Here is a 7,332-nt window from a genome sequence, read left to right as displayed (position 1 = left end):
ATACGCCGTTCAGAACCTCGCGGACATCGACCGTGCGCTGCCGACCGCCGCGCTTCGCGGGCGGGATCAGCGGCTCGACAAGCGACCATTCTTCATCCGTCAGGTCGCTCGGATATCTCAGGCCAGGCCGTTCATAAACCCGGCGGGTTTCCGTCGTCCACATTCTGTCCGCTCCCGTTTCCTCTGGCGCGGCAGAGAATCACAACGGATTCACCGGATTCAATAACCTTCCGGACGGGCTCTCATACTCCAAAGGAGTAGGGCGTGCCCTTCGTTCCGCGACAAAACATTGCATCCAGAGAAGCGTCCCCTGTGCTAAAAGAGCCGCTCGGCGTCTCTCCAAACATAAGGCGGCGATATATTTTACCATTTTTGGGATTTTCATTAGATCTTAAATTTTTCAACGGCATGCAATCAAATGGATTTCGCATGAAATATAGATATTTACTTTTATAGAAAAATAACATAAGCACACTTGGAGCATATTTGCAGAAATTTATTTGATCGTCATAAACATCAAAAACATAAAAACCTGTGCCATTTTCGCTTGAACCGAGAGCAACTATTCTATGGTCTCCGTCAATTTCGCGAAATTTCCGTCGGCTAACCTTCTCGTAATGATCATCAAAATTCTCTATAATTGATCTCAGGGCATTGACAATGAAATTATCATCGATATTTTGTTTTCCATGTTCATACGACATCTTAGCGGCCGGCTTTTGAGGGCCCGGAACATCTTTGCACATTTTTGAGGAAACAAAAGACGGGTCGAGCCAGCCATCCGGATACCCGGCAGGCCTCTCGGGTGGCGGCATCTCAGCCGGATGCCAGCCATAGAGCTCAAAAGAGCGGTACTTCAAACAGGCGATAACCTCCGGATCATGGTCCGTGAGGCTTGCAAGAGCCGCCGGAAGAAGCACCAGATTGGCAATACAGGTGTGATAGCGGTGGTCGTAACAGGATTTCGGCCAGATATGGCAGGCGCTATAGCGCTCAGCTATCACGCCCGATCCGAACACCGCATTCTTGATGGCGGCATTGGCCTTCGAATTGTCATCGAGAATGATGCCGTTTACGACATTCCCTCGTTCCTCATCCTTTCTGGCGCGGCGCGTATTCGGAAACCAAGCACCGTTCGGATCAAGCTTCCTGCGCTCCTGGAATACTCTCGGATGGGCCCAAAGCGTACAACTTGCCACCAGCGCCGACAGTTTCACACCCAAACGGGCTGTTCCCCATGCAAGCAAGTCATCACCGTTGAGCATGCTGACCTCTCTTTGGATCAATGGCGAAATTGCACTACCGTTGAGAATGCCGTTCAATTTTCGGTAGTTTTTTTATGGTCATTTGCGCGCAGATGAAAGACTACGCATGTCGGAGCGGTAGATCCATCTGTTTTTATCCAGATGCGCGAATTATCCGACAGTTAAAATACCGAAAGTAAATATTAAACCAACGATGTTACCAGCAGGTGTAAAGGCCTCTGTGCCTTCTTGCCCAAGATGTTTAACCGCTCCGATGCGCTCGGTTTACCGGTATGGCAATCTGCCGTCGGTATGTGTGCGCAGCGGGGCAAGGCCGTGCACGCGCCGCGTACCGGCTGCCGTTCTGATCAGTAAAATCCTGCGGAACGTCCGAATGTCGTCTCCGACCCGGATCATGTGACGGGCCTGTAATGCGGCGACGCAGAACGCAATCATATGCAGAAAGCTCAGTTCTGCCGGCATAGAGACGCTGGCTGGGGCGCCAGGATTCGAACCTGGGATCACGGGACCAAAACCCGTTGCCTTACCGCTTGGCCACGCCCCATCGCGCGGGCTGCAACATAGTACGGACCCGGACGGCTTTCAACCGGATCGGGCGGGGGTTTCACGGATTTCGGGCGGGCCGGCGAGCAGCGGGCCGGTGGCCGTCCACCAGCCGGGGCGGGCTGTCGAGATCAGGCTCCGGGCGGCTTCCGCGGCAGCGGCTTCGGTGAAGAGCGCAAAGCAGGTGGCGCCCGATCCGGACATGCGCGTGAAACATGCCCCCGCCAGCCGGCCAAGTGCCGCCTCTGCCTCGGGAATTTCGGGAACCAGGCCGCGGGCGGCGCCCGAGAGGTCGTTGCCGGCCGCCCCGAGCGCCGCCAGCCATGCGCCGATATCGGCGGTGTCCGGGGCCGGCAGCCGGGCCGCGGGCGTGAAGCCGGCGCCGGCGGCGGCGCGGGCGCGGAACACCGCCGGCGTCGACAGCGGCACCAACGGGTTGACCAGCAGGATGTGCAGGCCTGCGAAGGCGGCCGCGGCCGGCACGTCAAGCGGTGCGACCACCTCGCCCACCCCGGTCACGCGGCAGGGTGTGGCGGTGACACACATCGGTACGTCGGCTCCCAGGCCTTCGGCCACGGCCTGAAGGTCGTCCGCCCCGGCGCCCCAGGCATGGCCCAGCAGGCGCAGCACGGCTGCGGCATCGCTGGAGCCGCCGCCGATGCCGCTTGCGACCGGCAGATGCTTGTCGAGCCGGATCCGGGCCGGCAGCGGCCGGCCGAGCCGGGCGGCGAGCCCCGTGGCGGCGCGCATGGCGAGATTGTCGGCCGGCGCCGTGTCACCGAGTGCCGCGGCGAAGGGGCCTTCGAGGTCGAAACCGGTGGGCGTTCCCGCAGGCGCCGGACGCGGATCGACCGCCACCCTGTCTCCCGCCCCGGCGAAAACCACCAGGCTGTCGAGCAGGTGATAGCCGTCATCCCGGCGGCCGGTGACGTGCAGGTGCAGGTTGATCTTGGCAGGCGCCAGGGTAGAGAGCATCAGTTGCGGAGGGGCGGTCACTTGGGGGCGGGAGCCGCGACGGGGATCACGCTGCCCGCGGGCGCCGGCGGCAGGCCACGAGCCAGCTTGTCGCGGATGATCTCGGCCTGTTTCGGCTCGGGGTCGAAGACCAGGGCATGGCTCCACTGGAAGCGGGCCTCGCGCTCGCGCCCGACCCGCCAATAGGCATCGCCCAGATGATCGTTGATCGTGGGGTCGTTGGGCTGCAGCAGGACCGCCTGCTCCAGCCGGGCGACGGCGCCTGCGTAATCGCCCATCTGGAACAGCGCCCAGCCCAGGCTGTCGACGATGAAACCGTCGCGCGGGCGCAGCGTCACCGCCTTTTCCAGCATCGCCCGGGCCCGGTCCAGGTGCATGCCCTTCTCGACCCAGGAATAGCCCAGATAATTCAGCACCAGCGGCTGATCGGGCGACAGCTGCAGCGCTTTCAGGAAATCGGACTCGGCCTCGGGCCAGCGGCCGGCGCGCTCATAGGCGACGCCGCGGGCATAGAACAGATCCCAGTGTTCGGGGCCGGGATCGACCAGGGCGGCGAGCGCGCTGCTATAGGCGCGGGCGGCATCGTCCCAGCGTTCCTGCCGGCGATAGAGTTCGGCCAGGCTGATCGCCGCATCCTTCTGGCCGGCGGCCACCCGCTCTTCCAGCAGCGCCTCGGCCCCGTCGATATCGCCCGAGGCTGCGAGATTGTCGGCGATGCGGATCGCCGCCGCCTCGGCCACGGCACCGCCATCGTCGATCTTGCGGAAGGCATCGAGCGCCGAGCGGTGATCGCCGGCCCGCTCGTAAACCTCGCCCACCAGATAGCGGGCATCGGCGAAATCGGGGCGCATGAACAAGGCGAGCCGGCCGTAGAACAGGGCGGCCCCCAGCACCTGATCGCGCAGCAGCAGACCGGCCACGCCGTAAAGCGCCTCGGCGATGCCGGCCTTGTAGTCGGGCACCAGCCGCGGCAGTTCCTCGCCCGCCTCGATCCGCGCCAGCGCCTGGCGCAGCGTCGTGCTCTCGGGCGCATCGCGCAGAAGCTGGCGATAGAGATCGGCCGCCTGGTCGCGGTTGCCGGTGCGGACGAGATACGAGGCGTAGGACTGGATCAGCCGCACGGGCGTCGGCCCGCCGCTCGACAGCGCCACCTCGTAATTGGCCCGCGCGCCTGCATCCTGGCCGGCCAGATCGTGGATCAGTGCTGCATAGTAATAGCGGTAGGTGGCGAAAGCCGGCGTGCCGGCCAGCCGGTCGAGTGCGGTGACCGCCTCTCCCGAACGGCCGCGGCCGAAACGCACCCAGGCATCGACCACGGGGGCGAGCAGCGCGTTGACGCCGCCGCGATCCATGCGGTCGGCCATGCGCTCGGCCTCGATCAGCTCTCCCGCCTGGATGCGGTCCAGGATCAGCAGCAGATCGGCGAACGGGGCGGCCGGCTCCAGCGCGCGCACGCGCTTTGCATAATCCAGCGCCTGGGGGATGTTGCCCTCGCCCGCCGTCAGCAGCATGGCGCGGCGCAGCAACTCCGGGTCCTGCGGCGCCTGATCGAGCGCTGCACGATAGAAGGCGGCCGCGGCGGTGAAATCGTCACGGGTCTGGGCATAGCGCCCGGCCAGATAGTTGCCGGTGAAGGTACGGCCGACCTGGACATCCGGGGCCGGCCCGGTGCCCGGGCTGGCGCAGGCCGCCAGCAACAGCGTCGCCATGGCCGCGAAAACCACCGCTCCCGCCCGTCTGCTGCCTGCCCGTGTCATGCGAAGGTCCATCCCGTCGATCGGCCCCTGCCGGCCCGGACCACGGTCCGACCCTCCGGCTTTTCTGGATGCGCCCCGGCTCCCCGGGCCGCCATTCGTCGCACCATCCGTGGCCCGCGGCAAGGGGGCCGGCGGTTTGGCTGGCGACTGCGACATTTTCGTCTCGCACCGCGTTGCGGCAATGCCACCATTGGACACTCTGGCCATGCCCCTGTCCAGCGCTGACGGCCGGCGCCGGCCGGAGCCATCGCAAGGCTGAAGATCAACGGCGCGACCCATGCAGACAATGCCGGGCTCGACACTTGACCTTCGGCCCGGTTTGACGCACAAATCGCGGGTTACAGCAGGGCCGCGCCGTCAGCAGGCGGCGGGAGCCCGTATCCCGACCGGTTCCGGTCCGTTCTCGCCTGCCGCCCTCTTCCCCGCCGGGAAGGGGTCGCCGCGGGCGTGGCCGTGTCCCGGGCATACGGTCAGAGCGGGCACGGCCCGCGTGGCGAACGCCGCAAGGCGGGCGCCCGTACCTTGAGGAAATGGTGCCATGGGCAGCAAGAACAACCCGAAGAACCGCGGCGCTGCTGCGGTTGAGAAGACCTTCGACGGCAAGAAGGTGAAGCCGGTCCTGTATGTCGGCTCGAATGTCGGCCATGGCCGCTACATCGCCGCCCAGGACGAGGGTGGCAAGCTGGTGAACGACGCCGGCGGCCGCCCGGTCGCGTGGCGCGATATCTGAGGTCTTTTTCAGCCCCTCGGCCCAAGCGGCCGCTACCGCGGCCTTGGCCGCCGCCTCAATGGCGGGAGTCGGTTTGACCCTCGCCGGGCGGCCGCTACCGCGGCCTTGGCCGCCGCCTCAATGGCGGCTGGGTGCCGCTGAGCGGCACCGGGGTATGAAGACGGACGACGCACGAAACGGCGGCAGTCGGGAAACCGGCTGCGGCCGTTTTGTCTGTCGGGGCTCAGGAGGCGCCGCGGGGCAGGAAGGGTGTGGTGGCGGCGGCGCGGTCGGCGTGGCGGACCACGCCTTCGGCCATGCGGTCGTCGAAGGTGACGTCGACGCGGACATCGCGCACGGCATCGCCGCGCCACACCGCCTCGCCCGCTTCCAGACGCAGCCGGCCGCCGCCATGGGCCGGCAGGCCGCGGAGCGCGATACGGTCGGCCTCTGCCACCGCGTCGCGACCGGTCAGATAGGCATCGAGGTTGAGCCGGTCGAAGGCGACCCGGCCGCCCAGGCGCCAGGCCTGATCGGGCCCGCCCCAGGCCACCGACAGCCCGCCCGACACCTCGGCGCCGTCGAAGGTGCCCGAAAGATCGGTGAGGCCCAGCCCGCCGGGGGCCAGTGCCGCCGTGGCCCTGAGCGCGAGCCGGCCCAGCCGGCCCGGGGCCACGCCCGGCTGCTCGCCGCCGTTGAAGGCCGCGATCAGGCCCGAGACCGAGCGGGCTTCGAGCGTCATGATGCCGTCGAAGCCGAGCCCGCCGGCCCGCTGGCCCACGCGCCCCTCGGCATCCAGCCGGGTGGCGCCGGCCGGGCTTTCGACAGAGAAGGCCGGCATCAGCACATCGCCGCCGGTGCGCGGATCACGCTTCAGCGTGACGGCGAGATCGGAGAGCGCCGGCAGGGCCGCCATCCCGGTTGCGACAGAGGCAGCCGAAAGGTCCAGGCTGGCCGGCAGCGCGCCGAGCAGGGCCGCCGCGGCCCCGGGGGCCGAGGCGGCCTCGATCCAGGGGCCGGCATCGAAGCGGCCCAGATCGATACGGGCGGTGACGCCGCCGGCCATGCCGTCGGGCGCCCAGGCAAGCTCTCCCTCGGCCCGGCTGTCGCCCAGGCTCATTTCCGCGCGGGTCAACCGGGCGCCGGCCTGATCGACCTTGAGCGCGCCAGTCAGACGCAGCGGCAGGCCGAAGGGCACCGGCGGCGGGGTGGTGGCACCCGACACGTCGGAAACCAGCCCGGCCAGCACGCCGGCATCCCCGGCCCTGAGATCGATGCTGCCATCGAAACCGCCGGGCAGGATCCGGCCGTCATAGGTGACCGCGGCGCCGCCGGCGGTGAGCGTGGCGCGGCCGGCGACGGCGCGCACGCCCTCGCGATCGGCCGCGCCCAGACGCATCTCCAGCAGGATGGGCACGCCGCCCGCCGACATCCGCCCGGCGAGTTCCCGCCCGCCCCCGGTGAGCGCCTGGCTTTCCGCCTCCACCCCGTCGAGCAGCACCCGCCGCCCGCCGCCGAGGCCGAGATCCAGAATGCCGTTGCGAATGGTGAGGTCGGGCGCGCCCGCAATCAGAAAGGCGGCCGCGGACGCCGCCGCCGTCGTCGGTTTTGCCCCCGCTTCGGGCCCTTCTTCGAGGGCGAGGCGCGGCCCGTCGAGCACCACCCGTCGGGGGCTGAGCCCGCCGCCCAGAAGATCGCCGAAGCCCAGCCCCATCGAGAGATGATCGGTGGCAAAGGCGGTTTGCGGATCGTCGCCGATCAGCACCTCGTCGAGGCCCAGTTCCGGCATGGGGAAAAGCCGGAGCGTGATCGGCCCGGCCACCGATACCCGGGCGCCGGTGGCATCGGCCAGCCGGCCGACGACGCTCTGGGCCGTGGCCGGCGAGACCTCGCGCAGATCCCGGCCCGGCAGCCAGACGGCACCGGCAACCCCCGCCGCGGCCAATCCGGCCACGACGATCACACCGGTCGTGATCGCGATACGGGCGAACGACATCGCCTCTCCGTTCCCTCTGGCGTTCCGGCCGGCCTTTCCGGCGGTCCGGTCGGGCCTGCGGCCGCATTCCTGCCGGACATCCCCCTC

6 protein-coding genes and 1 tRNA gene are annotated in these 7,332 nt (G+C 67.3%); 1 reads left to right on the top strand and 6 read right to left on the bottom strand.

The window, feature by feature from the left end; all coding sequences use genetic code 11:
- From WI697_RS11555 to WI697_RS11535, 5 genes are all read right to left on the bottom strand, one after another.
- The coding region (locus tag WI697_RS11555) for a transposase (protein WP_345958564.1) at positions 1-163 on the bottom strand (163 nt) is incomplete at its 3' end.
- Positions 164-242: 79 nt separating this feature from the next.
- Entirely contained in the window at positions 243-1,265 is a 1,023-nt protein-coding gene (locus WI697_RS11550) for a hypothetical protein (RefSeq protein ID WP_345958553.1), read from the bottom strand.
- Between the two features lie 470 nt (positions 1,266-1,735).
- Positions 1,736-1,809 (bottom strand) — tRNA-Gln (locus WI697_RS11545).
- A gap of 38 nt (positions 1,810-1,847) precedes the next feature.
- Entirely contained in the window at positions 1,848-2,783 is a 936-nt protein-coding gene (locus WI697_RS11540) for a 4-(cytidine 5'-diphospho)-2-C-methyl-D-erythritol kinase (protein ID WP_345958552.1), read from the bottom strand.
- A gap of 17 nt (positions 2,784-2,800) precedes the next feature.
- On the bottom strand, positions 2,801-4,492 hold the full coding sequence (locus WI697_RS11535; protein ID WP_345958551.1) for a tetratricopeptide repeat protein: 1,692 nt from the start codon (positions 4,490-4,492) through the stop codon (positions 2,801-2,803).
- 586 nt (positions 4,493-5,078) lie between these two features.
- Between WI697_RS11535 and WI697_RS11530 the strand changes: the two genes are divergently transcribed.
- A complete protein-coding gene (locus tag WI697_RS11530) occupies positions 5,079-5,270 on the top strand; it encodes a hypothetical protein (RefSeq protein ID WP_014747779.1) in 192 nt (63 codons plus the stop codon).
- A gap of 223 nt (positions 5,271-5,493) precedes the next feature.
- On the opposite strand, the gene WI697_RS11525 is transcribed toward WI697_RS11530, so the two are convergent.
- Positions 5,494-7,245: an AsmA family protein gene (locus tag WI697_RS11525; RefSeq protein WP_345958550.1), complete on the bottom strand. Its 1,752-nt coding sequence runs from the start codon at positions 7,243-7,245 to the stop codon at positions 5,494-5,496.
- Positions 7,246-7,332: the final 87 nt, after the last annotated feature.

It is taken from the genome of Tistrella mobilis, from assembly GCF_039634785.1.
Lineage (GTDB): Bacteria > Pseudomonadota > Alphaproteobacteria > Tistrellales > Tistrellaceae > Tistrella > Tistrella mobilis.
The sequence above is the reverse complement of the archived record's forward strand: the minus strand, read 5'-3'. Positions and strand labels throughout refer to the sequence as shown.

Coding starts and splice junctions, on each gene's coding strand:
- WI697_RS11540 (WP_345958552.1), bottom strand. CDS start 2,783: ATGCTCTCTACCCTGGCGCCTGCCAAGATCAACCTGCACCTGCACGTC.
- WI697_RS11530 (WP_014747779.1), top strand. CDS start 5,079: ATGGGCAGCAAGAACAACCCGAAGAACCGCGGCGCTGCTGCGGTTGAG.
- WI697_RS11550 (WP_345958553.1), bottom strand. CDS start 1,265: ATGCTCAACGGTGATGACTTGCTTGCATGGGGAACAGCCCGTTTGGGT.
- WI697_RS11535 (WP_345958551.1), bottom strand. CDS start 4,492: ATGGCGACGCTGTTGCTGGCGGCCTGCGCCAGCCCGGGCACCGGGCCG.
- WI697_RS11525 (WP_345958550.1), bottom strand. CDS start 7,245: ATGTCGTTCGCCCGTATCGCGATCACGACCGGTGTGATCGTCGTGGCC.